Consider the following 24,857-nt stretch of genomic DNA (forward strand, 5'->3'; position numbering starts at 1 on the left):
CATCGGCCCCGCCTTCAGGGCTTTTCGCTGTCGAGCATGGCCATCTGCGCCGTTGCGTAGCGATCGCCGGCGGCGGCGCCCTTCGGGACGGCGCGCTCGATCGCCGCGAGATCGTCGGGTCCGAGAGCAAGATCGCCCGCGCCGAGGGCTTCGGCCAGCCGGTCGCGCCGGCGCGCGCCGATGACCGGCACGATGTCGTCCCCTTGCGCCGCGACCCAGGCGATCGCGACCTGGGCGACGCTCGCCCCCTTCGCGTCCGCGACGACCTTCAGCGCGTCGGCCAGCGCAAGGTTGGCGTCGAGATTGGCGCCCTGGAAGCGCGGACTGTGGCTGCGCCAATCCCCCTCTCCCGTCTTCGACCGGTCCCAGTTTCCGCTGAGCAGGCCGCGCGACAGCACGCCATAGGCCGTGATCGCCACGCCGAGCTCGCGGGCCGCGGGCAGGATCTTGTCCTCAGGTCCCCGCGAGATCAGGGAATATTCGATCTGGAGATCCGCGATCGGGTGCACGGCCGCCGCGCGCCGCAGCGTGTCGGCGCCGACCTCCGACAGGCCGATGTGGCGGACATAGCCGGCCTTCACCATGTCCGCGATCGCGCCCACCGTGTCCTCGATCGGCACGTTCGGATCGAGCCGCGCCGGGCGGTAGACGTCGAGATGGTCGACCCCGAGCCGGTTCAGCGAATAGGCCAGGAAGGTCTTCACCGCCTCCGGGCGGCCGTCGAAGCCGAGCCACGACTGGTCCGGCCCGCGCAGCGCGCCGAACTTGACGCTGAGCTGGTAGCTGTCGCGCGGCCGGCCCTTCAGCGCCTCGGCGAGCAGCAGCTCGTTGTGGCCCATGCCGTAGAAGTCGCCGGTGTCGAGCAGCGTGACGCCGGCGTCGAGGGCGGCGTGGATCGTGGCCACGCTCTCCGCCCGGTCGGACGGGCCGTAGGCGCCCGACATTCCCATGCAGCCGAGGCCGAGCGCCGAGGTCCCCGGTCCGGTCCGTCCGAGCTTGCGCGTGTTCATCCAATCCTCCTGCGTGTGGTCTGGAGCCGATGTGGGCCGGGGCCGGCTGTGCGATAATCCCGCTTTCAACGTACGGACCGTGCGGGATTCGGAACAATGTCGGAGTTCAACCTCAACGACGCCGCCCATCTCGTCGCCGTGGCGGATGCCGGGGGCTTCCGGGCGGCCGCGCAGCGACGCACCGTCTCCGCGTCGGCCCTGAGCGAGGCCGTCCGGCGGCTCGAGGAGGCGGTCGGCGCCCGCCTGCTCAACCGCACCACGCGGAGCGTCGCGCTGACTGAGGCTGGCGCGCGTCTGGTCGACCGCGTGCGCCCCGCGCTCGCCGAGATCGCGGCCGCGCTTGACGGGGCGTCGGGGGACCCTGCGCGGCCGACGGGCACGCTGCGCCTGAACGTGCCGACCTTTGTGGCGCGGCACGTCCTGCCGCCGATCGCGACGGCGTTCCTGAAGCGTCATCCCGGCGTGCGAATGGACGTGACGGCGCAGGACAGCTTCGTCGACGTCCTGGCGGAGGGCTGCGACGCCGGGGTCCGTTACGAGGAGCGCCTGGCGCTCGACATGATCGCGGTCCCGATCGGCCCGCGTCGCCAGCGCTTCGTGATGGCGGCGGCGCCGTCCTACGTCGCGGAGCGCGGGACGCCCGCGCACCCGCACGACCTGCTGCGTCACGCGCGGATCGGCCACCGCTTCGTCGGCAGCAAGGCGCTCGCGATCTGGGAGTTCGAGCGTGACGGCGCGGTCATCCGCGTGCCGCCTGAGGGGCCGCTGGTCGCCTCAACCTTCGAGATGCAGATCGCGGCCGCGATCGCGGGGCTCGGGATCATCGGCCATTTCGAGGAGGCGCTGGCGCGCGACCTCGCAAGCGGCGCGCTGGTCCCGGTGCTTGAAGACTGGTGGCAGGAGTTCTCCGGCCCCCTGCTCTACTACCAGAGCCGCCGCCACATGCCGCCGCCGCTCAGGGCGTTCGTGGATTTCGTGAAGAGCGGTTGACGGAGACTGCGTTGACGGATCAGCGGGAGGATTGGAGGGGCGGCGCATTCGGCCGCAGAGCCGCGCTCAGGAAGGGGAGAACCATCCGCCAATAAGCTTCGGGATCGCGTCGCTCCAGATCGACATGGCCGGCGCCGTCCACTTCCCAAAGCCGCTTGGGCTCCGTCGCGCGGTCGAACAGGGCGCGGGTCTCGGCGATGGTGGTCCGGTCGTCGGCGACGCCTGAAGCGATCAGGATCGGGACCTCGACGCCGCCAATGCGATCGATCGGCCGCAGCGCGTCCGGCGGCACGCCGACAAAGACTGCAAGCGCCAGCGGCCAGATCGGGGCCGCCACAGCCGATACGACCATTCCGGCCGGCCGCCCGAGATGAGCGGCCAGACGGTTCGCCACCGCGGCGCCGATGTCGGGATACACCGCTTCGAGCACGAGGGCGTCGACCGCGAGAGGCGTCGGTCCAAGCAACGCCGCGGCGCCGCCCAGCGACAGGCCGATGGCGGCGACCCGTTCATCCGGCAGCCGAGACCGGACGAAACCGACCGCAGCGGCCGCGTCGAGCGATTCCAGGCGGCCGAAAGTCACGTGCTGACCCGGACTTTCGCCGTGCGCCTGGAAGTCGAAGAGCAGGACCCCGTAGCCGGCTTGGCTCAGGACCCGGGCGCGCGCCACGAGACTTAACCGGTTCGATCGAACGCCGTGCATGAGCACGACCGCGCCAGCCCCCTTTCGGCCGGAAAGCCACCAGCCGCGCAGAGAGGAACCAGAGCGAGACGGAATCGCGACCGTCTCCGCGCCTGCGAGATCGGCGGGCGGCGCACCGATGTGGGCCGGTTCGGGCGAAAACAGGCGAAGGGCGACCGCAACGACGCCAAGCGCGAGCCCGATGCACGCGATCAGTCCGACCAGCGCGGAGCGGAAGATCAGGCGGCGCGACGGCGCGAATGCGAAGGGCATAGCGAGGATATACGGCGCGGGCCGCATCTCCGCGACAGCGACGCATCCGCGATACCGCTATCCCCGCAGAAAAAAGGGCGGCCCGGAGGCCGCCCTGAAGTCGCCTGTGGAGGAACGCCTCAGAAGAACCCGAGTTTCTTGGCGCTGGAGCTGACAGCATGTCCTTGGTCTTCCACCCGCGTCAGGCCGGATCTGGCCAAGGCTTTGACGGCGGATGCGAACCGACCACTCGAAGCGCGGTTCCGCGCGGAGGCGGCGTCGCGTCAATTTCGCTTTCGCTCAGGACGCGAAGACCTCGGTCGTTCAGATAGGCCAGCGCATCTTCGAGCACGGATGCGGATATTTCTTGCGGACCAAAGGCCTGCTCGAGCGCTTCGCATGTCACGAAGCCCTCCGAAGTCGCGCCGAGCGCCAGGCGGCGAAGGCGTTCTCGAAGGTCTGGAGAAAGGTCGTAGCGGTCCATAGACGCCAAAATGGCGTCTTCGAAGCCTTCCGCCATCCCCTGCCCAACGCAAAAGGGGCGGCAAAGCCGCCCCTTTCCAGTCGTTCGTACGTTCGCCGCCCTCAGAAGAACCCGAGCTTCTTGGCGCTGTAGCTGACCAGCATGTTCTTGGTCTGCTGGTAGTGGTCGAGCATCATCTTGTGGGTCTCGCGCCCGATGCCGGACTGCTTGTAGCCGCCGAAGGCCGCGTGGGCCGGGTAGGCGTGGTAGCAGTTGGTCCAGACCCGGCCGGCCTGGATGCCGCGGCCGAAGCGGTAGGCCCGGGTGCCGTCGCGGGTCCAGACGCCGGCGCCGAGGCCGTAGAGCGTGTCGTTGGCCTGCGCCATCGCGTCCTCCTCGTCCTTGAAGGTCGCGACCGACAGCACGGGGCCGAAGATCTCCTCCTGGAAGATCCGCATCTTGTTGTGGCCCTTGAACACCGTCGGCTTGACGTAGAAGCCGCCGCCGAGTTCGCCCTCAAGCTCGTTCCGGCCGCCGCCGGCGAGCACTTCGGCGCCTTCCTGCTTGCCGATGTCGATGTAGCTCAGGATCTTCTCGAGCTGCTCGCCGGACGCCTGGGCGCCGACCATGGTCTGCGGGTCGAGCGGCGAGCCGAGCTTGATCGCGTTCACCCGGGCGATCGCCCGCTCGATGAACTTGTCGTAGATCGACTCCTGAACGAGCGCGCGGCTCGGGCAGGTGCAGACCTCGCCCTGGTTCAGCGCGAACATCACGAAGCCTTCGATCGCCTTGTCGAAGAAGTCGTCGTCCTCGGCCATCACGTCGGCGAAGAACACGTTCGGCGACTTGCCGCCGAGCTCCAGCGTGACCGGGATCAGGTTCTGCGACGCATACTGCATGATCAGGCGGCCGGTCGTGGTCTCGCCGGTGAAGGCGATCTTGGCGATCCGGTTCGAGGAGGCGAGCGGCTTGCCGGCCTCGAGGCCGAAGCCGTTGACGACGTTGAGCACGCCCTCGGGCAGGATGTCGCCGATCAGCTCCATCAGCACCATGATCGAGGCCGGCGTCTGCTCGGCCGGCTTCAGCACGACGCAGTTGCCGGCCGCGAGCGCCGGCGCGAGCTTCCAGACCGCCATCAGGATCGGGAAGTTCCACGGGATGATCTGGCCGACGACGCCGAGCGGCTCATGGAAATGGTAGGCGACCGTGTCGTGGTCGATCTCGGAGAGCGAGCCCTCCTGCGCGCGGACGCAACCCGCGAAGTAGCGCCAGTGGTCGATCGCGAGCGGAATGTCGGCCGCCATGGTCTCGCGGATCGGCTTGCCGTTGTCCCACGTCTCGGCGGTCGCGATCAGCTCGAGATTGTCCTCCATGACGTCGGCGATCTTGAGCAGCATCGCCGCGCGCTCCGCGACCGAGGTGCGGCCCCAGGCGTCCTTCGCCTTATGGGCGGCGTCGAGGGCGAGCTCGACATCCTCCTTCTGCGACCGCGCGATCTCGCAGATCTTCTGGCCGGTGATCGGGCTGGTGTTTTCGAAATAGCGCCCTCCGACGGGGGCGACAAAGCGCCCGCCGATGAAGTTGTCGTAGCGCTCCTTGAAGGGGGCCTTGGCGAAGGCTTCCATGCGTTCGGGCTTGTTCATCGCGCTCTCCCAGTCGGTCCCGGTCGGGATCTCGTTGACCTGCGCCCACTAGCGCAGCCTTCGTGCCAAGTCCGAGGGCATAAACCAAAGTTCATGCTGCGGCGCGGTAAGTGGTTGCGGCGGCTTGGATGGTTTCGAGACCGGCGGGCGGCCGCCGTGCAAGGTCTGGACGCCGCCGCGCACGCTGTGAAAGACTGTCGTCAGCTGCGACATGAACGCTGCGACACCTGTCGCATGGTGCGACAGGCGGGCGGACTGGCTGGACACTCTTCGATGGACCCGAACGGTCCGCGCGCCGACGTCGTCAAAGCGCGCCATGATTTCTTCGAGCGCAACGACACGTCGACCGGACTGGTTCCGCCGACGATCCTGCGGTCGTGGCGCCGCTGCGCCGAGCGCGGCTTCGACAGCCATGTCCGGCCCGCGATCGAGCCTGTCGGACCGATCGAGCTGCGCGAGCTCCACGAGCGCAACGAGCGGCTGATCCGGCTGTGCCGGCCGGAGCTCGAGGCGCTGACCATCGAGGCGCGCGACACCGGCGGGCTCGCCATCCTGACGGACGGCGCAGGCTTCGTGCTGGACGCCGTCGGCGACGCGAGCTTCGCGGGCAAGGCCGCGGGCGTCGCGCTCCGTCCCGGCGTGCGCTGGGCGGAGGCCTCCACCGGCACCAACGCGATCGGCACCGCGCTGGTCGAGCGGCGCGCGGTGGAGGTGCGCGGCGCCGAGCATTATTTCGAGCCGCATCGCATCCTGAGCTGCGCGGCCGCCCCGATCCTCGATCCGCGGGGCGCCATGGTCGGCGCCCTGGACTTCTCCGGCCGCGCCGAAATCGCCCTGTCGCACGCGCTGTCGCTGGTGCGCATGGGCGTCGACCAGATCGAGCACCGCATGTTCGCTGACGGCTTCGAAAGCTGCGACGTGGTGCGCCTGCACGCCGACCGCGATCTCCTCGGCACGGCCCGCGAGGGCGTGCTGGTCTTCGAAGGCGCGCGCCTGGTCGCCGCCAACCGCCACGGGCTGAAGCTTCTCGGCCTCGACTGGAACGCGCTCGGCGCCCGCTCCTTCGGCGATCTGTTCGACGGGCGACCGCGCGCGGCGGCCGACGGCCGGCTCGTCACCCGCTCGGGCGCCTCGCTGCACGCGCGGATGCGCAAGCCGGCGATCGCGGTTCCGGGAGCGAGGTCGGTCTCTCCGCTCTCCGACCCGGCGGCTGCGTCGGCGCCTCCCGCGCGACAGCTCGAGGGCCCGGTGTTCGACGCGGCGACCGAGGCCAGCCTTCGGCGCGCGGTGCGGCTCGTCGAAGGCGACGTGCCGATCCTGATCCGCGGCGAGACCGGGTCGGGCAAGGAGATGTTCGCCCGCGCCGTCCATGCCGCGGGATCGCGCGCGACATCGCCCTTCGTTGCGGTGAATTGCGCGGCGTTGCCGGAGGGTCTCATCGAATCCGAGCTGTTCGGCTACGAGCACGGCGCCTTCACCGGCGCCCGCAAGGCCGGCTCGCGCGGCCTGCTGCGCGAAGCCGACGGCGGCGTGCTGTTCCTCGACGAGATCGGCGACATGCCGCTCACATTGCAGGCGCGACTGCTCCGGGTGGTCCAGGAGCGCGCGGTGCAGCCGCTGGGCGGCGGCCGACCGGCGCCGCTCGATATCCGCATCATCTGCGCGACCCACCGCGATCTCGTCTCGATGTCCGCCGACGGCGGTTTCCGCTCCGATCTCTATTTCCGGCTTGCGCAGTTCACCTTCGCCTTGCCGGCGCTGCGGGAGCACGCTGACCGCGGCTCCGTGATCGAGGCGATCTGGCGCGGGCTGCCGCGCGGCGGCCGCACGCTGTCCCTCGCCACGCTGGATCGACTGCGGCGGCACGACTGGCCGGGCAACCACCGCGAACTGGTCGGAGTCCTAAAGGCGCTGATCGCGCTGTCAGATCCGGGCGAGGCGATCGGCCCGGAGCTGCTTCCCGCCACGATCGCTCCGCTCCAGGCGGGCGCGGCGCCGAACGCGGAGGGCAATCTCGAGGCGCTCGCCGTCGGTGCGATGCGCGCCGCGATCGAGGCCTCCGGCGGCAACGTCGCGGAAGCGGCCCGCCGGCTGGGCGTCAGCCGCAGCACGCTCTATCGACGCGCGCTGTCGCGCCGCGCGCGCTGACGGCCGGCAACGCCCGCCCCCTCGAACACGCCTGCGCGAGCGGCGGCTCCCCTTGAACGACCTTCGCGCTAGTCTCCCGTTCATGAGCCGAAAGAGCGCTGACCCGAACCGAAGATCCGTGATCGCAGGCCTCGCCGCCGCCGGCGCGGTCGCCAGTTTTCCCCGCCCGGCGGCGGCCGCCGTCCCGTCGCCGAAAACCATCCCCTCGACTGGCGAGGCCATCCCGGCGATCGGTCTCGGCACCTGGATCACCTTCAACGTCGGCGACGACGCCGCTTTGCTGAAGAGCTGCACGGAGGTGATGAAGGCGTTTTTCGACGGCGGCGGCCGGATGATCGACTGCTCGCCGATGTACGGCTCGTCGCAGACCACGATCGGCCATGGCCTGAAGGCTCTGAACCGCCCGGCCGCGCTTTTCTCCGCCGAGAAGGTCTGGACGAGCTCGGGCGGTCCGGCGCAGATCGAAACCACGCGAACGTTCTGGGGCGTGCCGTCGTTCGATCTGCTGCAGGTTCACAATCTGCTCGCGTGGGAGGCCAATCTCGACACGCTGTTCGCGATGAAAGCCGAGGGCCGCCTGCGCTATGTCGGGATCACGACCTCGGAGGGCCGGCGACACGGCGACGTCGCGAAGATCATGGCGGCCAAGCCGCTCGACTTCGTCCAGATCACCTACAACCCGCTGGACCGCGAGGCGGAGGCGCGCATCCTGCCTCTGGCGCGCGAGCGCGGCATCGCGGTGATCGCCAACCGGCCGTTCCGGCAGGGCGACCTGACGGAAGCGCTTGCGGGCGCGCCACTGCCCGGTTTCGCCGCCGAGCTCGGGGCGACGAGCTGGGCGCAGCTGATCCTCAAGCACATCGTCTCGCACCCGGCCGTGACCTGCGCCATCCCGGCGACGTCCGATCCGGCGCATGTCCGCGAGAACCTCGCCGCCGCCGCCGGCCCCATGCCCGACGAGGGCTTGCGCGCCAGGATCGCCGCCGCCGTCGCCGACGCCTGATGTCGGAGTGGTGGACCTACGCGCCGTCCGACTTCCTGATGTTCTCGCCGCGGGTCTACTGGCGGCTGGTCGCCGCGCACAACGCCGCGCTCTGGCCGCTGCCGCCGCTCTTCGTCGCGCTCGGCGCGGCGCTGACCGGGGCGATGCTGCTGCGGCCCTCTCCGACGACGGCGCGGGCGGGCCTCGCGGCGGCAGGCATCGCCATGCTGTTCGTGGCGTGGAGCTTTCTGTGGGCGCGCTACGCGTCGATCAATTGGGCGATCGCCTACGCCGCGCCCCTTTACGGCGCCGGCGGCGGGGCGCTGCTCTTTGGAGCGGCGTTCGCGCGCCGGCGAGGGCCGGAGCCGACGGACCGCCTGAGGACCGCTCTCGGGGGCGCGCTGCTTATCCTCGCCCTCGCCTACCCCGGCGTCGCGCTTGCCGCCGGCCGGGGCCTGACGTCGAGCGAGGCCGTCGGCGTCACCGCGGATCCGACGGCCATAGCGGCGCTCGGGGTCGTTGCGCTGGTGGGCGGGTCGCGGCGGCGGCTCACGCTGGCGACGATCCCGCTCGCCTGGTGCCTTTTCAGCGCCATGACGTTGTGGACGATGGGCGCGCCGGACGCGTTCGCTCTCCTGGCCGCGGCGCTGGCCGGCCTCGCGGCCGTGACCCGGCGCTAGCTGGCGGGCGTCTCCTCCTTCCCTCATGCTGAGGAGGCCCGAAGGGCCGTTTCCAAGCACGCAACAGGCCGCGCCGCAGAGTTTTGGAACCAGGAGACCCACATGAACGTCGGCTTCATCGGTCTCGGCATCATGGGCAAGCCCATGGCCGGGCATCTCATCGCGGGCGGCCACACGCTGTTCCTCAAATCCCGCCGCTCCGTGCCGGAGGAGCTCGTCGCGGCCGGCGGCGTCGCGTGCGCGACGGCCAGGGAGCTCGCCGAGAAATCCGACGTCGTCATTCTGATGCTGCCGGACACGCCGGACGTCGCGGCGGTCCTGTTCGGGCCTGACGGCGTGGCCGAAGGGCTGTCGGCCGGCCAAACGGTCGTCGACATGAGCTCGATCTCGCCAATCGAGACCCGCGCCTTTTCCGAGCGGGTCGCGGCAACGGGAGCGGATTATATCGACGCGCCCGTCTCGGGCGGCGAGGTCGGCGCGAAGAACGCGGCGCTCTCCATCATGGTCGGCGGGACGGAGGACTCGGTCGCGGCCATCCGTCCGCTGTTCGAGCTGATGGGCAAGAACATCACCCATGTCGGCCCGGTCGGCTCCGGCCAGGTGGCGAAGGTCGCGAACCAGATCGTGGTGGCGCTGACGATCGGCGCGGTCGCGGAAGGGCTGCTGTTCGCCTCGAAGGCCGGCGCGGACCCAGCGAAGGTGAGACAGGCGCTGACCGGCGGCCTCGCGACCTCGCGCATCCTCGAGCTGCATGGCGAGCGGATGATCAAGCGCACCTTCGATCCCGGCTTCCGGATCGCGCTCCACCAGAAGGACCTGAACCTCGCTTTGGAGAGCGCGCGGTCGCTCGGCCTCAGCCTGCCGGCGACGGCCGTCACCCAGCAGCTGTTCTCCGCCTGCGTCGGCAATGGCGGCGCGGGCTGGGACCATTCCGCCCTGGTGCGCGCGCTCGAAATCATGGGCGGGCACGAGGTGGCGAAGGCGTGAGTCGCCGAAAATCCAGCGCTTAACGCCGCGTTATCGAATTCGGCCAAGACTGGCGGCCGGCTCCCTTTTGAGGGCTGGCCGTCGCGTTTCGACGGTCTGTGTTGCGTAAACAGAACTGGACCGACGATATGAGTGCGTCGTCGCTGTCGGCGAGGCCGTTCGGCCTTGTCCTCCTCACGCTCGCCGCGCTGGCGCTCGCCGGCTGCTCTTCCGGCAATCAGACGCGCAGGGTGAAGACCGGCTCGGTCTCGGTCGCGACCGTCAGCCTGATGAAGCAGCTCGACATGCCGCGCGCGGCGCCGATCCTCATCCGCGTCTTCAAGGAAGAGGCTGTGCTCGAGGTCTGGAAGCAGGAGCGCACCGGCGAATACGGCCTGCTGCGCAGCTACCCGATCTGCAAATTCTCGGGGGCCCTCGGGCCGAAGCAGCGCGAAGGCGACCGGCAGGCGCCCGAGGGCTTCTACTCCATCGGCAGGAGCAGCCTGAACCCCTACTCGCGCAACCACCTCGCCTTCAATGTGGGCTTTCCCAACGCCTATGACCGCTCGCTCGGCCGCACGGGCAGCAATCTGATGGTGCATGGCGGCTGCAATTCGGTCGGCTGCTACGCCATGACCCACAAGCGGATGGAGGAGATCTACGGCCTCGTGCGCGAGGCGCTGCTCTCCGGCCAGGAGTCGATCCCGTTCCAGGCCTTCCCCTTCCGGATGACGGAAGAGAACATGGCCCGCCACGCCGACGATCCGAACATGCCGTTCTGGAGGATGCTGAAGAAGGGCCACGACCGCTTCGCCAATCGCGGACGGCCGCCCCGTGTCGCGGCCTGCCCCGGCCGCTATTACTTCACCACCAATCCGCGCTGGGCCCAGGCGAGCGACGCCGAGATCTGCGAGGCGGCGGCCGAGATCGCCCGGCGGCAGGCCGCGCAAGGGTATGACGCGCAAATGGCGTCGCCGGAGCCGATCTACGGCGCCGGCCAGCAAGAGATGCCCTACGAGGCGAACGAAGCCTACGCCAGCGCGCCGGCGCCGACCGAGTGACGCCGGCCGGACATAGCGGTCAGCGGGTCTCGTTCAGCGCGAAGCCGGCCGAGTCTGACGAGAAGCTCGACCAGGCCCGGGCTGTGGGCGACAGGAGGGATCCCCGCGCCGGCGCCGCCTGAGGCTCGGGATCGCGCGCGATAGGCGCTGCGGAGGCAAGCACCGGCTTGGCGTCGACGCTGATGGTGCGCTTGGGTTTGTCCGAAGCCGCAGGCCGATCCGCCATATCGGCGGCCAGACGCTGCAGCGCCCCGGGCTTCTGCGCCTGCGGCTCGACCGCCGCGAGTTCGCTGCGTGCGGCCGGTTCGGCTGTCCGCGGTTGCGGCACGGGAACGGCCGATGCGGCGGAGACGACAGACGCGGTCGACGTCTCCGGCCTCGCCGTCGCGATGGAGGCGGTCACGACGGGAGCCGCTACAGGCTGTGCGATCCGTGACGGCGCCGCGTCTCGCGGCAACAGGGGCGGCAGCGGTTCGGCGGAGGCGAGCACGATCGGCTTCGCGGCGCCCGTCGGGTCGACGCGCGCATAAGCCAGCGCCAGCGCGCGCGACTTGGCGTTGTCGCGCGCCATCGCCGGATTGTCGTCGGTCTCGCGCTTCTCGTAGAAAGCGTTGCCGCCGGCGACCAGCACGTAATGCATGTTCGGGTAGCGGAACCGTAGACCCGCGGTGTGGAAGAACATCGCGTCCCGCACGCCCGGGTGGCGCTTGCCGGACAGCACGGCCTCGGCCGTCTTGCGGGCCCGCTCGGCGCCGGCGTCGTCCATCGAGCGCGTCATGACGCCCGGCGCGAACTGGCCCTTCTGGCCGACGACGTCGCAGACGCTCGCCCCGTAGCGCCCGGATTTGAGCCGGTTGGCCACCACCGTTCCGACCGCGAGCATGCCCTCGTCGGCGCTGCGGTGGGATTCGAAATACATCGCCCGCGCCATGCAGTCCCGATCGGCCGAGGTGTAGCTCACCTTCGCGACCGGCCCGAGCGTGGCCGCCTGCTTTTGAGCGCAGCCTGCGGCGAGCAAAGCCAGCGCCGAAGCGGCGCCCGCGCGGATGAAGCGTTGTCCCGTCATCCCGGCGATAGTCCCCCGTTCCCGGGCCGTTCGCCCGAAGGCTGAGACGACCGTTACCGATGGGTAAACAAACCCCAGGGCGTTATCAAATGGTTAATGCGCCGTCGTTTTGGGCCCGGCCATCGTCGCGGCCCGTCGGAAATGAACGGAAGTAAGATGAAGAAGGGCCGGCGCTCGCGCGAGCGCCGGCCCTGAATTGAGTCAGATCCGTCGGATCAGACCACGAAGAAATCGTCCGCGCGCAGCGTGAGTCCGGCGTCGAGCTGCGCGAATTTCACGCCGTCGAACCGGGAGCCGGAGCCGTCCCGGTCGAAGATCAGCGCGCCGCTCTGGCTGTTGTAGACGATCCGGTCTTCGGCATCGGACGCCGCCCGACCGACCGTGAACGCGTCTTCGTCGAGCGAGCCTAGATCAAGTCCGGCGAAGGCGGCGCGGTCGAGCAGGAAGCCGTCGTCGCCGTTTCCGAAGTCGGTGACGCGGTCGATGTTGGGCCGGCCGAGCGGCGAGGAGAACACGAAAGTGTCCGCGCCGGCGCCGCCGGTGAGGACGTCCGCGCCGAGCCGGCCGTTGATCGCGTTGTCGCCGGAGTTGCCTATGATCCGGTTCGCGAGCGAATTGCCGGCGGCGTCGACGTCGTCCGTTCCGATGAGCGCGATCTTCTCGATGTTCGCGCCCGTCCCGGAAAAGTCGACCAGGCTTCGCACCAGATCGATCCCGCCGCCCGCGGCCTCCATCACCACGTCGCCGGCATCGTCGACGACGAAGACGTCGTTGCCGGCGCCGCCGTCCATGGTGTCCGCGCCCACGCGGCCGCTCAGCACGTTGCTGGCGGCGTTGCCGACAAGCACGTTGTCGAGCGAATTGCCGACGCCGTTGATCGCCGAGGTCCCCATCAGCGTGAGATCCTCGAGGTTCTGCCCGCCGAGCGAGAAGCTGACCGAGCTCAGCACGCGATCGTCGCCGCCGCCGAGCCCTTCGAGGATCGCGTCGCCGGCGTTGTCGACGATGTAGCTGTCGTCGCCGTTAAGCCCCGACATCATGTCCGCGCCGGCGCCGCCGACGAGAAAGTCGTCGCCCGAACCGCCGGTGAGGGTGTCTGCGCCCTGTCCGGCGTTGATGTAGTACGGACGCGCCGACTGGACGGCCGTCAGCGCGTCCGCCCCGCTCGTTCCAAGCGTCACGACTTCGAACGCCTCGCCGCGCTGGGCGCCGGAGACCAGGTCGCGCACGTCGAACGTCACGCCCGCGCCGGCCACGAAGGTCACGCCCTCGTCGTCGACCCGGGTGACGGGCCCGGTGCGAAAGCCGTCGGCGTTCTCGGCCTGCATGCGCACGGCGAGTCCGCCGTCCTGCTTGGCCATCGTGTCCGAGTCGGTCGCCGAACCGTTGCCTACCTCGGAGGAGGTGAAGAACAGGCGCACATTGGTAGTCGCGCCAGTGGCGGTCGCGACGTTGACGACGTCGCCGTCGGCCCCGAGATCGATCCGGTCGGCCCCGTCCGTCGCCACGTTGACCGTCGCCACGTCCGAGCCCGCGCCGCCGGCGATGACGTCGTTTCCGCCGCCGCCGATGAAGCTGTCGTCGCCCATCGTCGCCGTCAGCGTGTCATCGCCCGCGCCGCCGACGAGGAAGTCGTTCGCCGAGCCGTCGGTGATCGTGTCGGCGCCCTGGCCGCCATTGATGTAATAGGGGCGGGCCGACTGGACCGCGTCCAGCGTGTCGGCCGCGCTCGTTCCGAGCGTCACGACTTCGAACTGCTCGCCGCGCGCCACGCCCGACACGAGGTCGCGCACGTCGAAGGTGACGCCTGCGCCGCCGACGAAGGTGACGCCCTCGTCGTCGTAGCGGCCGACGGGTCCGCTCGGAACGCCGGTGATTTCACCCTGCATGCGCACGGCGAGTCCGCCGTCCTGGTTCGTCATGGCGCCGCCGTCGGTCGCCAGGCCGTTTCCCACCTCAGAACTTGTGAAGGTCAGGCGCACATTGGTCGACGCCATGGCGTCGACGTTCACCCTGTCCATCCCGTCGCCGAGGTCGACCTCGTCGGCGCCGTCGAGCGTTAGGTCGACATTCGCCACGTCGTCGCCGCCGTCTCCGAAGATCGTGTCGTCGCCCAGTCCGCCCGTGATCGTGTCCGGGCCGGCGGTGACGCCGTCGTTCTCGACCGCGCCTTGAGGCGGCGTCCTGCCGTCTCCGGCGCGATGGATGAAGTCGTTGAGGATGGTGCCGTTGATGACAGCCACGTCCGTGCTCTCCCCTTGTTGTCGTCGGTGCGACGAGGAGCGATCTCGGAACGCCGCTCCGCTCGCCTTACCCGGGGCGGCGCGTGCGGGGTGCAGGGCGGCGCATCACGAAGGCGTGCGCCGATCAGATTGCGCGCGCAGGTTCAGCGGGACGGACCGTCCGTCCACTCGGTCACGAAATAGAGCGCTTCCGGCGCGCGCGAGGCGGTCAGCACCACGTCGACGGTGCGGACGAAGCGCCCGCGGACGGCTTCGATGCGGACCGTGAAGGCCGACTGCGCGCGATCGAGCGACACGAGGCCGCCGGCTTGGCCGAGCGAGGCGACCGCCCCTTCGGGGTCCTCGAGCTGGCGCGACCGCAGCGCGGCGATCCGGCCGGCGAGCGTCGCGCCCTCGGGCAAGGCCTCGATCACGCCCGGCGCGGCGTCGAAGGCGGCGATCTTTCCGGACGGATTGTGCACGGTGACCAGCGGCGCGAGCGCCCGGACGTCGTCCGGCTCGACGCCCAGCACGTTCTGCAGTTCGTCGATCTGCTCGAACGGCGCGTTCGCCGGTCCCTTCTTGCCGGCGGCGGCGTAGTCCGCGGCTTCGGCGCCGCCATTGCGCGTGCGCTCCCCGTCCTCGTCGCGATAGTCGACCACGCGGGCGGCGAAGGCGCGCGGATCGAGGCGCGGCGCGCCCGCCGCCTTCCACAGGCTGGCGAGCGCCTCGGGGGGAGCGCCGTTGAGGTCGATCTTGCCCTGCTCGGCGACGGCCGCAAGCGTGATCACGCCGTCGTTCAGCCGGATGCGCTGTCCCGACAGATCGCCCGCCGGCCGCTTCAGCATGAAGAGCTGGTAGGCGGCGAGTTCCACGCCCGACCTGAGGAGCGCGTCGGCCGCGAGTTCGTCGCGCAGCGCCGCCGCCCCCGTCGCGGCGGTCCGCACGAGATAGGACGCCGCGGCGACCAGTCCGGCGAGCACGATCAGCGCGCCCAGGACCGAGATCAGGATGAAGCCCTCCCGGCCGCCGCGCCGCTGTCGGCTCCGCCGGTTCACTCCGGCTCTCCGCTCGCCGAGGGCGCGGCGCCCGCGCCTTCAGCGGCGGCCGGCTTTTCCGAATTCGGCGCCCGGCTGCAGAAGCCGGTTTGCCCGGCGCAGCCGGATTCGCCGTCGATCAGCAGCGGTACGCGCAGCGACGCGACGATCGAGCCGGCCGCGTCCAGCCGGTCGATGCGCATCGCCGCCGGCATCTTCAACGGGTCGGCCCAAACGTCCGTGACGATCTCGCCGCCGCCGGTCTGGCGCCCGACATAGGCGAAGCGCAGTCTCCGGCCTTCGAGCGGAATGCGCGCGACCCGGCCAAGATCGAGATCCCCCGCGCCGGTCAGATCCGGCTCGATCGGACCTTCGGCGCGCAGCAGATCGCCGTCGGGCGCGATCTGGTAGGCCACCGCGACCGGCGCCCGCAAGCCGGTGTCCTGGCGCGGAAGCAGCGCGAAGGTCACCTGATCGGGGGAGCCCGAGAACACGAAGGCGCGCGTCGCCTTCGGTCCGGCGGCGGCCCAGCGGACATGTGCGGCGCGGCGGATCTCTCCGGCGAGGGCATGCACGGCCCGGCCCGCGACCTCGATCTCCTGGACGCCGAACGCCGCCTTGTCGGCCGCGCGCTTCAGCACGCCCGTCAGCGAGACCAGGGCTCCGAGAACGAGCGCGCTGAGCGCGAGCGCCGCCAGCGCCTCGACGAGCAGATAGCCGGCGTCGCTCCTCCCTCGCCGACGGGCGCCCATCTTAAGGCTCCTTCACGACATGGACGGTTTCGACCGTCAGGGGGACGCCTCGGCCGTTGGCGACCCGCACGGTGACGCGCAGCGGCCGCCATCTCCCTTGCGTCTCGGTCGGCGCGCCGTCATCCGTGGGGCGCGACGCCCGTGCGGCCGCCATCCCCGGCGGACCGCCGTCGGCGCGATCGCGCACCGCCTGCGCCGGCATGGGCGGAGCTGGAAACGGCAGGTCGAGCGGCTCCGCGACCACCGTCCAGGCGAGGCTGTCGGTCACGCCTTCGCGGATTCCGGGTTCCGGCGCCAACTGGTCGAGCTGGGTCTCGACGATGCCGCGCGCGACGGTCTGCGCCGCCGTCGCCGACTGCACGCGGTCGAGTCCGAAGCGGGCGGCCACCATGCCGCGCTGCGCGACCAGCATGACGACCGCGAGCACCACCAGCGCGACCAGCGTCTCGATCAGGGTGAAGCCCGATCGCGGATCGGACCGCCCGGTCATGGCGCGCCCCCGGCCGCGGCGCGGATCGCGACGGCTGAGGTCAGTTCGTCGACCGTGATCCGCAACGACTGCCCTCCGGCCCCGATCGTGAGCTCTCCGCCCGTCGAACGACCGTCCCGGAAGAACCGGAATCCGTCGAGGCGCGGCGTCACGAGGCGCAGCGTCATGGCGTCGGGATAGAGGACCGCGTCCCGCGTGGCGCCGGCGCTCAGGCGCTTCGAGGCGATATCCACCCGGCTCGCAACGTCGCGATCGCTCCGCAGGGCGGCGTCGCGATCGGCGCGCAGCAGAGCCGCCGTCTCGTAGGCCTTGACGCGCAGGGCGGCGCCGCCGTCGAACGGCCGCGCCCGTGGCAGCGCGAGCGAGGCGATCAACGCGATCAGCGCAAGCGTCAGCATCAGTTCGAACAGCGCGAAGCCGGCGACCGACGCCCGGGGTGAGGAACGTCCGGGGTCAGTCCCGGACGATGTCGGCGGCGTCACTCTCGCCTCCGCGCCGTCCGTCGGAGCCGAGCGACGTGATGCCGTAGGCCTTGGTGCGGCCGGGCGAGCGGTACTCATAGGGCGCGCCCCAGGGATCGGGCGGCACGGCGCCCTGCTGGATGTAGGGGCCTGACCACTTGTCCTGGCCCGGCGGCGCCTTGACCAGAGCCTGAAGGCCCTCGGAGGTCGTCGGGTACCGACCGGTGTCGAGATAGAACAGGTCGAGGGCGGTCGCGAAGGATTCGATCTGGAGCTTGGCGGCTCGCTCGCGCGAGCTCGACAGGTAGTTCAGCACGCGCGGACCGACGAGCCCCATGATCAGGCTCATAATGACGAGCACCACGAGAAGCTCGACGAGCGTGAACCCGCCCTGCCGGTCGCGCGGCGCCGCTCCGGCCGCAAGTCTTGCTTTGGATCTCATGACGCAGTGCCGCCTTACACAAGCAGGTCGTTGATGCTGATGAGCGCCGTCATCACCGATATGATCAGCCATGCGACGAGGCAAGCGACGCCGATCATCATGACGGGCCCGATGATCGCGGCGAGACGCTTGAGAGAGGTCTCGAGCTTGGCTTCGTAGAAGCCTGCGACCCGAGCCGCGCTGTCGGCGAGCTTCCCCGATTCCTCTCCAACGCGCAGCATCTGCGTGACATGCGACGGCACGATGGCGCGGCGCGCGAGCGAGTCGGTCAGCCGCTGGCCCTGCCTCACGTCGGCGATGGTCTGGTCGATCGCAGCCGCCGCCGACGGCAGGCGCACGATGTCCCGGATCAGGCGGAGCGACGTCGTGATCGGCACGCCGTTCGCAAGCAGGATCGAGAGCGTGCGGCAGAAGGTGACGGTGAGCTCATGCGCCAGGATCGTGCGGGTGAAGGGCAGCCGCGCGAACAGGCGGACGAAGACGCCCTTCTTGCCCATCCGTCCGACGATCAGCAGCCCGAACAGCACGACGGCCGCCGCGACCACGATGTAATCGACATTCTCGCGAAAGGCGTGGGACAGGTCGAAGACGAACGTCGTCGACGACGACATCTTGCTGCGGAAGCCCTGCAACGCGCCCTCGAACTGCGGCACGACATAGAGCAGCACGAAGCACAGCACCCCGAGCGCGGCGACGATCAGGAAGGCGGGATAGGCGATCGCCGAGATGAAGGCGCGCCTCAGGCGCTCGTTGCGCTGGCGCTCCTCGGCGATGTCGGTCAACGCCTCGCCGAGCCGGCCCGCATTCTCGGCGACCGCGATCGTCTGGACATAGACCGGCGGGAACAGCCGCGGATGCGCCGCCAGCACCTGGCTGAAGCTCGCGCCGCCCGCGAGCTGGACATGCAGCGACTGCACGAGCTTCACGAGCCAGCGCCGCGTCTCCATCTGGGTCAGGATCAGCAGCGCCTGGTCGAGCGCGACGCCGCCCTTGATCAGCATTGCGAGATCGACGGTGAAGCCGGTGATGTGCTCCGGGCTCGGCTCCGGCGTCAGCCGCTCGCGCCAGCTCCGACCGGCGGCGCTGGTCGCGACCTCCGCGGAGATCGGCGTGAAGCCTGACCGGTCGAGCTCGGCCAGCACGTCGGCCCGCGACGCGCCGTCCATGGCGCCTGTGATCATCTTTCCCGCAGGGTTGATCGCGCGGTAGGCGAAGGTCGTCATGGCGTCAGCCGTCCGCGGCTGGGGCGCGCGGCGTCATCCGAACACACCGGGAAAGGCGGCGAGCCCCGCCGCCCAGACGGCGAGGACCGCGGGAGCGAGCAGCGCGCCGAGCGGCAGGCGTTCGCCCGGCCGTCGGGCCCTGAGGGCGGCGACGCCGAGGCCGGCGAGGCTCGCCGCGAGCAAGGCGAGCGCGAAGCCGTAGGCCCCGACGAGCACGCCGGCGGCGGCGGCGAGCTTGACGTCGCCGAAGCCGAGCCCGTCATGGCCCCGCAGCCGGAAATACGCCTCGCGAACGATCCATAGCGCCCCGCCGCAGAGCGCGCCGTCGGCCGCCGCGGAGAGCGCGGCGTCGATGGAATAGCCGTCCGCCGACAGGCGCGCGGCGAAGGCGAGCGCCGCGAGCGCGACCGCGGCGCCGTCGGGAATGACGAAATCCCGGGCGTCCCGCCACATGATCCAGCCGACCACCACCGCGAGCCCGAGCGGCGCGCCGATCGGCCCGACGGCCGGGACGAGCGCTATCGCAGCCGCAAGGACGAGGGCGCCAAGCGCGCCGGCGACCTCGATCAGGCCTGCCCTCATCGCCATCGCGCTACTTCGTGACGGCCGCCGCCGCCTTGTTCATCATCAGACGGGAGCGGAACTCGTCCGCGACCGAGGCGGCGTCCTCGCCGTTGCGGATCACGGTGGGGCGAATGAAGACGACGAGCTCGGTCCGTCCGAGCGAACTGTTCCTCTGACTGAACAGCGCGCCCACGGCCGGCAGGTCGCCGAGGATCGGAATGCCGTTCTTGCCCCGCTCGTTGCGCTTCGAGATCAGTCCGGCGAGCAGCACCGTCTGGCCGCTCGTCACCGAAATGTTGCTCTTCACCCGGCGCTTGGAGATCGTCGGCGTCAGGGAGTCGCCGCCGCCGACCACTGCGGAGATCTCCTGCTCGATCTGCATGGTCACGGCGTCGTTCGTGCCGATGCGCGGCGTGACGTTGAGGATCACGCCGGTGTCGCGGAACTCGATCTGGTTGACCAGCGGGGAATCGACGTTCTCCACGCTCTGCGCCTGCCGCACGGTGATCGGCACCTCGTCGCCGACCTGGAAGTTCGCCGGCTGGTTCTCCGCGACCACGAGCGACGGCGACGACAGCACCTCGACGTTCGTCACCTGGTCGAGCGCCGAGATGATCACGTCGGCGTTGCTGTTTGCGCCGAGCAGCACGTTGAAGCCGGGGATCTGCTTCTGAAGCGTGTTGGCGGCCCCGCCGAACAGGCTGACCGAACCCTTGTCCTTGCCGAGCCCGACGCTGTTCGACTTCACGAAATACTCGACGCCTTGTTTCATATTGTCGTTGAGCTGGACTTCGGCGATCGTCGCCTGGATCGCGACCTGCAGCGGCGCGCTGTCGAGCTGGCGAAGCGCCGACAGGATCTTCTGATAGGTGTAGCCGTCGGAATAGACCACGACGGCGTTGTTCGCCGGATCAGACGACACCAGAAGGTTCGAGGACTGCGAGGCCTCCTTGGTGGTGAGGTCGAGCGATCCAGCCGCGCCTGCGGACGAGCCGCCCTCGCCCGCCTGGCCGTCCGGAGGCGCGTCGAAATTGGGGTTGTTGAAGGCCGACGCCGCGCCGCCGCCCGTCGCGCTGCTGCGCACGTTCTGGAAGGCGCCCGACGCGCGCGCGGACGGCGACGCCGACGACCCGCCGGAGGCGCCGCCGAAACCGTCGTCCGCGGAGCCGCCGAAGCCGGAGCCGGAGCCGCTCGTGGACGGCGAGTCGGTTCCGGCCTTCGACGCGCCGCGGCCGCCGTCGCCGCCGGCCCGGAACAGGCTCGTGATGATGCGCGCAAGCTCCTTGGAATCGCGGTAGCGCGCCTTGTAGACGAACACGTTCTCGCCGCCGCTTGCGCTGTCGCGGTCGAGCCGCTTCACCCAGCTTTCCGCTCGCTTCAAGAGCCCGGGGTTCTTGGTCACGACCATCACCGCGCGCAGCCGGCTGATCGGCTTGAACTGGATCACGCCGCCCGCCGCGCCGGCCTGCTGGCTGTCAAACACGCGGTTGAGCTCGGAGACGACGGCCTCCGGCGTTGCCTGCCGCACCTCGTAGAGGCCGACCGCCTGGTTCTGCATCCAGTCGGCATCGAAGGACATGATCGCCTGGACCGCCTCCTGCCGCTTGGCGCCCGGTCCGCGCACCACGACGGCGTTTCGGGCGGCGTCGACCCGCAGTCCGTCCGTCTCGGTGACGAAGCCCGAGATCAGCCGGCCCATGGTCGCGGCGGACACGTGGCGCAGCGGCACGACCGAGACGCCGAAGCTCGGCTGCGTCGAGAACGGCGTGTCGACCACGCCGCCGCCGACCGCGCTCGGCGCGATGCGGTAGCCTCCGGCCGCCTTGGTCATGGAGAAGCCGTTGGCGTTTAAGGCGGATTCAAGCGCCGACAGCAGTTCCTGAGCGGTCAGCGATCGCGGCGACGAGATCGTGACCTTGCCGGAGACGTCCTCGGTCATCGTGTAGTTCTGGCGCAGCGTCTCGCCGAGCACGGCCTGCACGACGCCGCGGATGTCGGCGTTCTCGAAATTGAGGCGATAGCTGCCGTTCTGGGCCTCCGCGTCGCCGCCGCCTTCATCTTCCAGCGCGCCGACGAACGCGACGCGCTTCAGCGCGGGGTTCTGCCCGGGCGCCGCGTCGCTCGACGCGAAGGCGCTGGCCGAGTTGGGGACGGACAGATTGAGGGCGCCGGACGTGTCGGTGTCCGGCCGCGGCTTGCGGGCGCTGGTGTCGACCGACAGCGCCGTGTTCAGCAACGAAGGCCCCGAGGCGTTATCGTCCGTCGCGGAACACGCCGCGAGCGCGGCGAAGCACGCCCCGACGGCGACCAACCGAACCGCGCGCATCGTCGTACCCCGACCGTTCGAAGCCCCCGAGGCTTCCTGATTTCATTCAATGCGCGCCGCATACAAAAGTCAAACGCACACGATTATATCGAAAAACAAGTCTTATTTGATGAATGAGGAGGGCCTTCGAGCGCATCCTCCGCATACGTCGTACACTATGCTGAAGGTTGAAGCACTTAGATGACGGCTTAATGAATCGTTATGAGTTGAGACAAAGCGAAAGCACAGGAGCGGGCGTGGCCGGCGCTCGACTCTGGCCGTCTGCTTGGCCCTGGGGCGGCGCGCGGCGACGGCGGCGCGACGCGGGACTCGCGGCGCGACAGTCAATGCTTGCTGGCGCCGACAGGGCGTCGCTCCAGGATCGCTCCCATCGCGACGCTCGGGAGCGATCGCCGGCTCGTTGATGTCGGAAGGCAACATCACGGGGCCCGACATCGGTCGCGTTGGCGGCCGAACCGCGGTCCGCCGCCGCCGTGGCGGTCGAATCGCCGGACGGCGCGCGGCGTTAAGATTTGAGCACGCAAGTGCTCGACCGAACACATGAAGCTCAGCCCGACTATGCACGTCGCCATACGCGATCTTGCGGATTGACAGCGCGTGTTTGGTCACGGTTTGGTATGCAGCGTCGTGACCTGTGCCGACATGAAGTCGGCATGCGTCGCGCCGCCGTCGCGTTCAGCGTTCCAGAGCCTCGTTTCTCAGATGAGTGCGCGCTTTCACCGGCCTTCGCGCCGGGCGGGAGCGTGCGCCTCGATCACCTGCGCGAACCGGGCGGCTTGCGCGGCGGATCAGTGCGCGCGGGGCCGGACGCGACGGAACCCGATGATCGTTCATGTTTCGAGGGATACGACAATGACGCAATCGTTTCGCAAGGTCGCGGCCCTCTGGGCCGTAGCGCTCGGTTCCGCAGCCGCCGCAGCGAGGGTCGAGCCCGCCGCGGCCCAGGCCGTCGACTGCCCCGTGAGCCACGCCCAGCTCAAGACGGCGCTCTCCACCGCCGCCGACGCCGACAGCACCGGCCTCAACAACAACTTCTGGGGCGTGGTGGTGAACCGCACCGGACAGGTCTGCGCCGTCGCCTATTCCGGCGCCACGGCCGGAAGCCAATGGCTGCTCAGCCGCCAGATCGCGGCCGCAAAGGCCTTCACGGCGAACGGGCTCAGCCTCGACGGCGGGCCGATCTCGACCGCGATGCTCTACCCCTGGGTGCAGCCGAGCCCGAGCGGCGGCAATCCGCTGTTCGGCCTCAACGCCGGCAACCCGGTGTCGTCCGAAGACGCCTATGACGGCGACTACTCCGCCTTCGGAACGGAAAGCGACCCGATGATCGGCAAGCGCGTCGGCGGCACCATCACCTTCGGCGGCGGCCTTGGCCTCTACCGCGGCGTGAAGGCGATCGGCGGCCTTGGGCTCTCCGGCGACACCGCCTGCGCCGACCACTCCACCGCGTGGCGGACCCGGACGCTGCTCGGCAAGACGCCCAGCTCCGGCGACGACCGCCTGACCTTCGGCGCCACCTCCGGCCACCCGCACTGCCCGAATGACGGCGGCTCCCGCGGCGTCACGCCCGCGTCGTCGTAAACCCGCCATTGAGAACGCCGACCGCAAGGTGAGCGCGCGCCGGCCCGGCCGGCGCGCGTCGTCGTTTGGCCGATCCCCCGGTCGCGGCTATGCTCGGGGACATCCCGACAGGGCGAGTGAGATGAACGCGCCGCTTCCCGGATCCAAAGATCTCGCCGGGCACCTGACCCGCCTCGGCCTGATCGCCCCGGCGTTCGAAGCCGACCGACGACCGGTCGCCGACGACGCCGTCGGCGAGGCGGAGGCGCTGTGGCGCGCCGGCGCGGTCGCGGGACCCGATCTCGCCGACGCGCTCGCCACTCTGCACGGCCTGCCGCGGTTGTCCTTCGCCGAAGTCGCCGAGGCGCCGGCGCTGACGGAGGGCCTCTCCCGCAACTTCCTGCGCGATGCGCGCGCCTATCCCTTCGAACGGGACGGGGGGCCTGCGCTCGCGCTCGCCGACCCCTCCCCCCGACCCGCCCTCGACGCCGTCCGGCTCGCTCTCGGGCGGGAACCCGCGCTCGTGCTGGTCTCCTTCGAAGAGGTCGATCTGCTGTTCGAGCAGACGGCCGCCGCGTCCACCCCGCGCGACGGCGGCGCGGACGCCTTCGCCCACGCCGCGGACGCCTCGGCGCAGGATTCGGTCGAGGCGCTGAAGGACCTGGCGCGCGGCGCTCCGGTCGTGCGCCTGATCGACAATCTGCTGGAGCGGGCGGTCGAAACCGGGGCGACCGACATCCACATCGAGACCGGCCGCGACGAGCTGCGCATCCGGCTGCGGGTCGACGGCCATCTGCGCACGGAGCAGACCGCGCCCAAGGGCCTCGCGCCGGCGGTGATCTCGCGCGTGAAGATTCTGGCCGGCCTCGACATCGCCGAACGACGGCTGCCGCAGGACGGCCGGGCCAACGTGTTCGTCGGCCGGGCCGAGGCGGACCTGCGCGTCGCGACCATGCCGACGATGTACGGCGAGACCGCCGTTCTGCGCATCCTGCTCCGCGACTCGCGCCTGCTCGAGTTCGAGCGCATCGGCCTTACCGGTCGCGACCGCCGGACCTTCGAGGCGCTGCTCGCCGAGCCCCACGGCATCGTCATCGTCACGGGCCCGACGGGCTCCGGCAAGACCACGACGCTCGCAACCGCGATGCAGATCCTGAACGATCCGGCCCGCAAGATCGTGACGGTCGAGGACCCGATCGAATACCAGCTTCCGGGCATCCACCAGACCCAGATCAAGCCGGCGATCGGCCTGACCTTCGCGACCGCGCTGCGCTCCTTCCTGCGGCATGACCCCGACGTGATCATGGTCGGCGAGATGCGCGACCGCGAGACGGCCGCGGTCGGCGCGCAGGCCGCCCTCACCGGCCATCTCGTGCTGACCACGCTGCACACCAACTCGGCGACGGACGCGGTGGTGCGCCTCGCGGACATGGGCGTCGAGCCCTATCTGATCGCCTCCGCGCTCCGCGGCGTTCTCGGCCAGCGCCTGGTCCGCCGGCTGTGCGATCGGTGCAAGCGCCCGGACGACGCCGCGACGACCGCGGCCGCGGCGGTGGCCGAGGAGCGGGGCTTCCGGCTGGAGCCCGGCGCCCAGTTCTGGTCCGCCCCCGGCTGCGCGGCCTGCGGCCAGACCGGCTACCGCGGCCGCGTCGGCGTGTTCGAGGCGATGAAGGTCGACGACGGCGTGCGCGCGCTGATCCGCACCGACCTCGATCCGGCGGCGGTGCTGGCCGCCGCGCGCCGCGGCGGACTCACCACCATGCTGGAGGACGGGCTGCGCAAGGCCGGCCGAGGCGTGACCTCGCTCGCCGAGGTGCTGAGGACCACCGGCTGACGC

Annotated in this window: 22 protein-coding genes; 8 read left to right on the top strand and 14 right to left on the bottom strand. The window is 70.2% G+C overall.

The features are described 5' to 3' along the window. Positions 1-14: 14 nt before the first annotated feature. On the bottom strand, positions 15-1,010 hold the full coding sequence (locus ACO2RJ_RS10765; protein WP_423268005.1) for an aldo/keto reductase: 996 nt from the start codon (positions 1,008-1,010) through the stop codon (positions 15-17). Positions 1,011-1,106: 96 nt separating this feature from the next. Between ACO2RJ_RS10765 and ACO2RJ_RS10770 the strand changes: the two genes are divergently transcribed. Continuing rightward, entirely contained in the window at positions 1,107-2,000 is an 894-nt protein-coding gene (locus ACO2RJ_RS10770) for a LysR family transcriptional regulator (RefSeq protein WP_423268006.1), read from the top strand. Positions 2,001-2,019: 19 nt separating this feature from the next. Here the strand turns inward: ACO2RJ_RS10770 and ACO2RJ_RS10775 are convergent, their stop codons facing one another. The 3 genes from ACO2RJ_RS10775 to adh form a co-directional block, all read right to left on the bottom strand. Further along, positions 2,020-2,955, bottom strand: a complete 936-nt coding sequence (locus ACO2RJ_RS10775) for an alpha/beta hydrolase (RefSeq protein ID WP_423268007.1) — start codon at positions 2,953-2,955, stop codon at positions 2,020-2,022. A 181-nt stretch (positions 2,956-3,136) separates the two neighbouring features. Continuing rightward, positions 3,137-3,454: an RNA polymerase sigma factor region1.1 domain-containing protein gene (locus ACO2RJ_RS10780; protein ID WP_423268008.1), complete on the bottom strand. Its 318-nt coding sequence runs from the start codon at positions 3,452-3,454 to the stop codon at positions 3,137-3,139. Positions 3,455-3,519: 65 nt separating this feature from the next. Beyond that, positions 3,520-5,040, bottom strand: a complete 1,521-nt coding sequence (adh, locus tag ACO2RJ_RS10785) for an aldehyde dehydrogenase (protein WP_423268009.1) — start codon at positions 5,038-5,040, stop codon at positions 3,520-3,522. Between the two features lie 273 nt (positions 5,041-5,313). Between adh and ACO2RJ_RS10790 the strand changes: the two genes are divergently transcribed. The 5 genes from ACO2RJ_RS10790 (at position 5,314) to ACO2RJ_RS10810 (ending at position 10,877) form a co-directional block, all read left to right on the top strand. Continuing rightward, positions 5,314-7,188 (top strand): sigma-54-dependent Fis family transcriptional regulator, encoded by a 1,875-nt coding sequence (locus ACO2RJ_RS10790; RefSeq protein ID WP_423268010.1) that lies wholly within the window; start codon positions 5,314-5,316, stop codon positions 7,186-7,188. An 82-nt stretch (positions 7,189-7,270) separates the two neighbouring features. Then, complete coding sequence (locus ACO2RJ_RS10795) at positions 7,271-8,191, top strand: aldo/keto reductase (protein ID WP_423268011.1); 921 nt, start codon at positions 7,271-7,273, stop codon at positions 8,189-8,191. Beyond that, positions 8,191-8,850 (top strand): DUF6064 family protein, encoded by a 660-nt coding sequence (locus ACO2RJ_RS10800; protein ID WP_423268012.1) that lies wholly within the window; start codon positions 8,191-8,193, stop codon positions 8,848-8,850. The genes ACO2RJ_RS10795 and ACO2RJ_RS10800 overlap by 1 nt, the downstream gene beginning before the upstream one ends. Then, positions 8,851-9,837 (top strand): 2-hydroxy-3-oxopropionate reductase, encoded by a 987-nt coding sequence (locus ACO2RJ_RS10805; RefSeq protein ID WP_423268958.1) that lies wholly within the window; start codon positions 8,851-8,853, stop codon positions 9,835-9,837. A 128-nt stretch (positions 9,838-9,965) separates the two neighbouring features. Beyond that, complete coding sequence (locus ACO2RJ_RS10810) at positions 9,966-10,877, top strand: L,D-transpeptidase family protein (RefSeq protein ID WP_423268014.1); 912 nt, start codon at positions 9,966-9,968, stop codon at positions 10,875-10,877. 19 nt (positions 10,878-10,896) lie between these two features. Here ACO2RJ_RS10810 and ACO2RJ_RS10815 read toward each other — a convergent pair whose 3' ends face one another. From ACO2RJ_RS10815 to gspD, 10 genes are all read right to left on the bottom strand, one after another. Beyond that, positions 10,897-11,943 carry a cell wall hydrolase gene (locus ACO2RJ_RS10815; RefSeq protein ID WP_423268016.1) on the bottom strand — a complete coding sequence of 349 codons (1,047 nt, stop codon included), beginning with the start codon at positions 11,941-11,943 and terminating at the stop codon, positions 10,897-10,899. Positions 11,944-12,158: 215 nt separating this feature from the next. After that, positions 12,159-14,186 (bottom strand): beta strand repeat-containing protein, encoded by a 2,028-nt coding sequence (locus ACO2RJ_RS10820; RefSeq protein WP_423268018.1) that lies wholly within the window; start codon positions 14,184-14,186, stop codon positions 12,159-12,161. Between the two features lie 143 nt (positions 14,187-14,329). Next, entirely contained in the window at positions 14,330-15,223 is an 894-nt protein-coding gene (locus tag ACO2RJ_RS10825; RefSeq protein ID WP_423268020.1) for a general secretion pathway protein GspK, read from the bottom strand. Beyond that, entirely contained in the window at positions 15,220-15,954 is a 735-nt protein-coding gene (locus tag ACO2RJ_RS10830; RefSeq protein WP_423268022.1) for a hypothetical protein, read from the bottom strand. Before ACO2RJ_RS10830 ends, ACO2RJ_RS10825 begins: the two co-directional genes overlap by 4 nt. A 1-nt stretch (position 15,955) precedes the next feature. Then, positions 15,956-16,444: a prepilin-type N-terminal cleavage/methylation domain-containing protein gene (locus ACO2RJ_RS10835; protein WP_423268024.1), complete on the bottom strand. Its 489-nt coding sequence runs from the start codon at positions 16,442-16,444 to the stop codon at positions 15,956-15,958. After that, the gene (locus tag ACO2RJ_RS10840) at positions 16,441-16,926 is read right to left on the bottom strand and encodes a pilus assembly FimT family protein (RefSeq protein WP_423268025.1); all 486 of its coding nucleotides are present in this window, start codon (positions 16,924-16,926) and stop codon (positions 16,441-16,443) included. The genes ACO2RJ_RS10835 and ACO2RJ_RS10840 overlap by 4 nt, the downstream gene beginning before the upstream one ends. After that, a complete protein-coding gene (gene gspG / locus ACO2RJ_RS10845) occupies positions 16,898-17,347 on the bottom strand; it encodes a type II secretion system major pseudopilin GspG (protein WP_423268026.1) in 450 nt (149 codons plus the stop codon). Before gspG ends, ACO2RJ_RS10840 begins: the two co-directional genes overlap by 29 nt. Positions 17,348-17,361: 14 nt before the next feature. Further along, positions 17,362-18,570 carry a type II secretion system F family protein gene (locus tag ACO2RJ_RS10850; protein ID WP_423268027.1) on the bottom strand — a complete coding sequence of 403 codons (1,209 nt, stop codon included), beginning with the start codon at positions 18,568-18,570 and terminating at the stop codon, positions 17,362-17,364. Between the two features lie 33 nt (positions 18,571-18,603). Next, positions 18,604-19,158, bottom strand: a complete 555-nt coding sequence (locus ACO2RJ_RS10855; RefSeq protein WP_423268028.1) for a prepilin peptidase — start codon at positions 19,156-19,158, stop codon at positions 18,604-18,606. 4 nt (positions 19,159-19,162) lie between these two features. Next, positions 19,163-21,370 carry a type II secretion system secretin GspD gene (gene gspD, locus ACO2RJ_RS10860; RefSeq protein ID WP_423268029.1) on the bottom strand — a complete coding sequence of 736 codons (2,208 nt, stop codon included), beginning with the start codon at positions 21,368-21,370 and terminating at the stop codon, positions 19,163-19,165. A gap of 942 nt (positions 21,371-22,312) precedes the next feature. Here gspD and ACO2RJ_RS10865 point away from each other — a divergent pair. Together ACO2RJ_RS10865 and ACO2RJ_RS10870 are read left to right on the top strand one after the other, a co-directional pair. Then, entirely contained in the window at positions 22,313-23,041 is a 729-nt protein-coding gene (locus ACO2RJ_RS10865) for a heme-binding protein (protein ID WP_423268030.1), read from the top strand. Between the two features lie 121 nt (positions 23,042-23,162). After that, on the top strand, positions 23,163-24,854 hold the full coding sequence (locus ACO2RJ_RS10870; RefSeq protein WP_423268031.1) for a GspE/PulE family protein: 1,692 nt from the start codon (positions 23,163-23,165) through the stop codon (positions 24,852-24,854). Positions 24,855-24,857: the final 3 nt, after the last annotated feature.

This window comes from Hansschlegelia sp. KR7-227 (assembly GCF_049446035.1).
Classification (GTDB): Bacteria; Pseudomonadota; Alphaproteobacteria; order Rhizobiales; family Methylopilaceae; genus Methylopila.

Coding starts and splice junctions, on each gene's coding strand:
- ACO2RJ_RS10795 (WP_423268011.1), top strand. CDS start 7,271: ATGAGCCGAAAGAGCGCTGACCCGAACCGAAGATCCGTGATCGCAGGC.
- ACO2RJ_RS10790 (WP_423268010.1), top strand. CDS start 5,314: ATGGACCCGAACGGTCCGCGCGCCGACGTCGTCAAAGCGCGCCATGAT.
- ACO2RJ_RS10810 (WP_423268014.1), top strand. CDS start 9,966: ATGAGTGCGTCGTCGCTGTCGGCGAGGCCGTTCGGCCTTGTCCTCCTC.
- ACO2RJ_RS10865 (WP_423268030.1), top strand. CDS start 22,313: ATGACGCAATCGTTTCGCAAGGTCGCGGCCCTCTGGGCCGTAGCGCTC.
- ACO2RJ_RS10800 (WP_423268012.1), top strand. CDS start 8,191: ATGTCGGAGTGGTGGACCTACGCGCCGTCCGACTTCCTGATGTTCTCG.
- ACO2RJ_RS10830 (WP_423268022.1), bottom strand. CDS start 15,954: ATGGGCGCCCGTCGGCGAGGGAGGAGCGACGCCGGCTATCTGCTCGTC.
- ACO2RJ_RS10870 (WP_423268031.1), top strand. CDS start 23,163: ATGAACGCGCCGCTTCCCGGATCCAAAGATCTCGCCGGGCACCTGACC.
- adh (WP_423268009.1), bottom strand. CDS start 5,040: ATGAACAAGCCCGAACGCATGGAAGCCTTCGCCAAGGCCCCCTTCAAG.
- gspG (WP_423268026.1), bottom strand. CDS start 17,347: ATGAGATCCAAAGCAAGACTTGCGGCCGGAGCGGCGCCGCGCGACCGG.
- ACO2RJ_RS10850 (WP_423268027.1), bottom strand. CDS start 18,570: ATGACGACCTTCGCCTACCGCGCGATCAACCCTGCGGGAAAGATGATC.
- ACO2RJ_RS10815 (WP_423268016.1), bottom strand. CDS start 11,943: ATGACGGGACAACGCTTCATCCGCGCGGGCGCCGCTTCGGCGCTGGCT.
- ACO2RJ_RS10765 (WP_423268005.1), bottom strand. CDS start 1,010: ATGAACACGCGCAAGCTCGGACGGACCGGACCGGGGACCTCGGCGCTC.
- ACO2RJ_RS10770 (WP_423268006.1), top strand. CDS start 1,107: ATGTCGGAGTTCAACCTCAACGACGCCGCCCATCTCGTCGCCGTGGCG.
- ACO2RJ_RS10775 (WP_423268007.1), bottom strand. CDS start 2,955: ATGCCCTTCGCATTCGCGCCGTCGCGCCGCCTGATCTTCCGCTCCGCG.
- ACO2RJ_RS10835 (WP_423268024.1), bottom strand. CDS start 16,444: ATGACCGGGCGGTCCGATCCGCGATCGGGCTTCACCCTGATCGAGACG.
- ACO2RJ_RS10855 (WP_423268028.1), bottom strand. CDS start 19,158: ATGGCGATGAGGGCAGGCCTGATCGAGGTCGCCGGCGCGCTTGGCGCC.
- ACO2RJ_RS10780 (WP_423268008.1), bottom strand. CDS start 3,454: ATGGCGGAAGGCTTCGAAGACGCCATTTTGGCGTCTATGGACCGCTAC.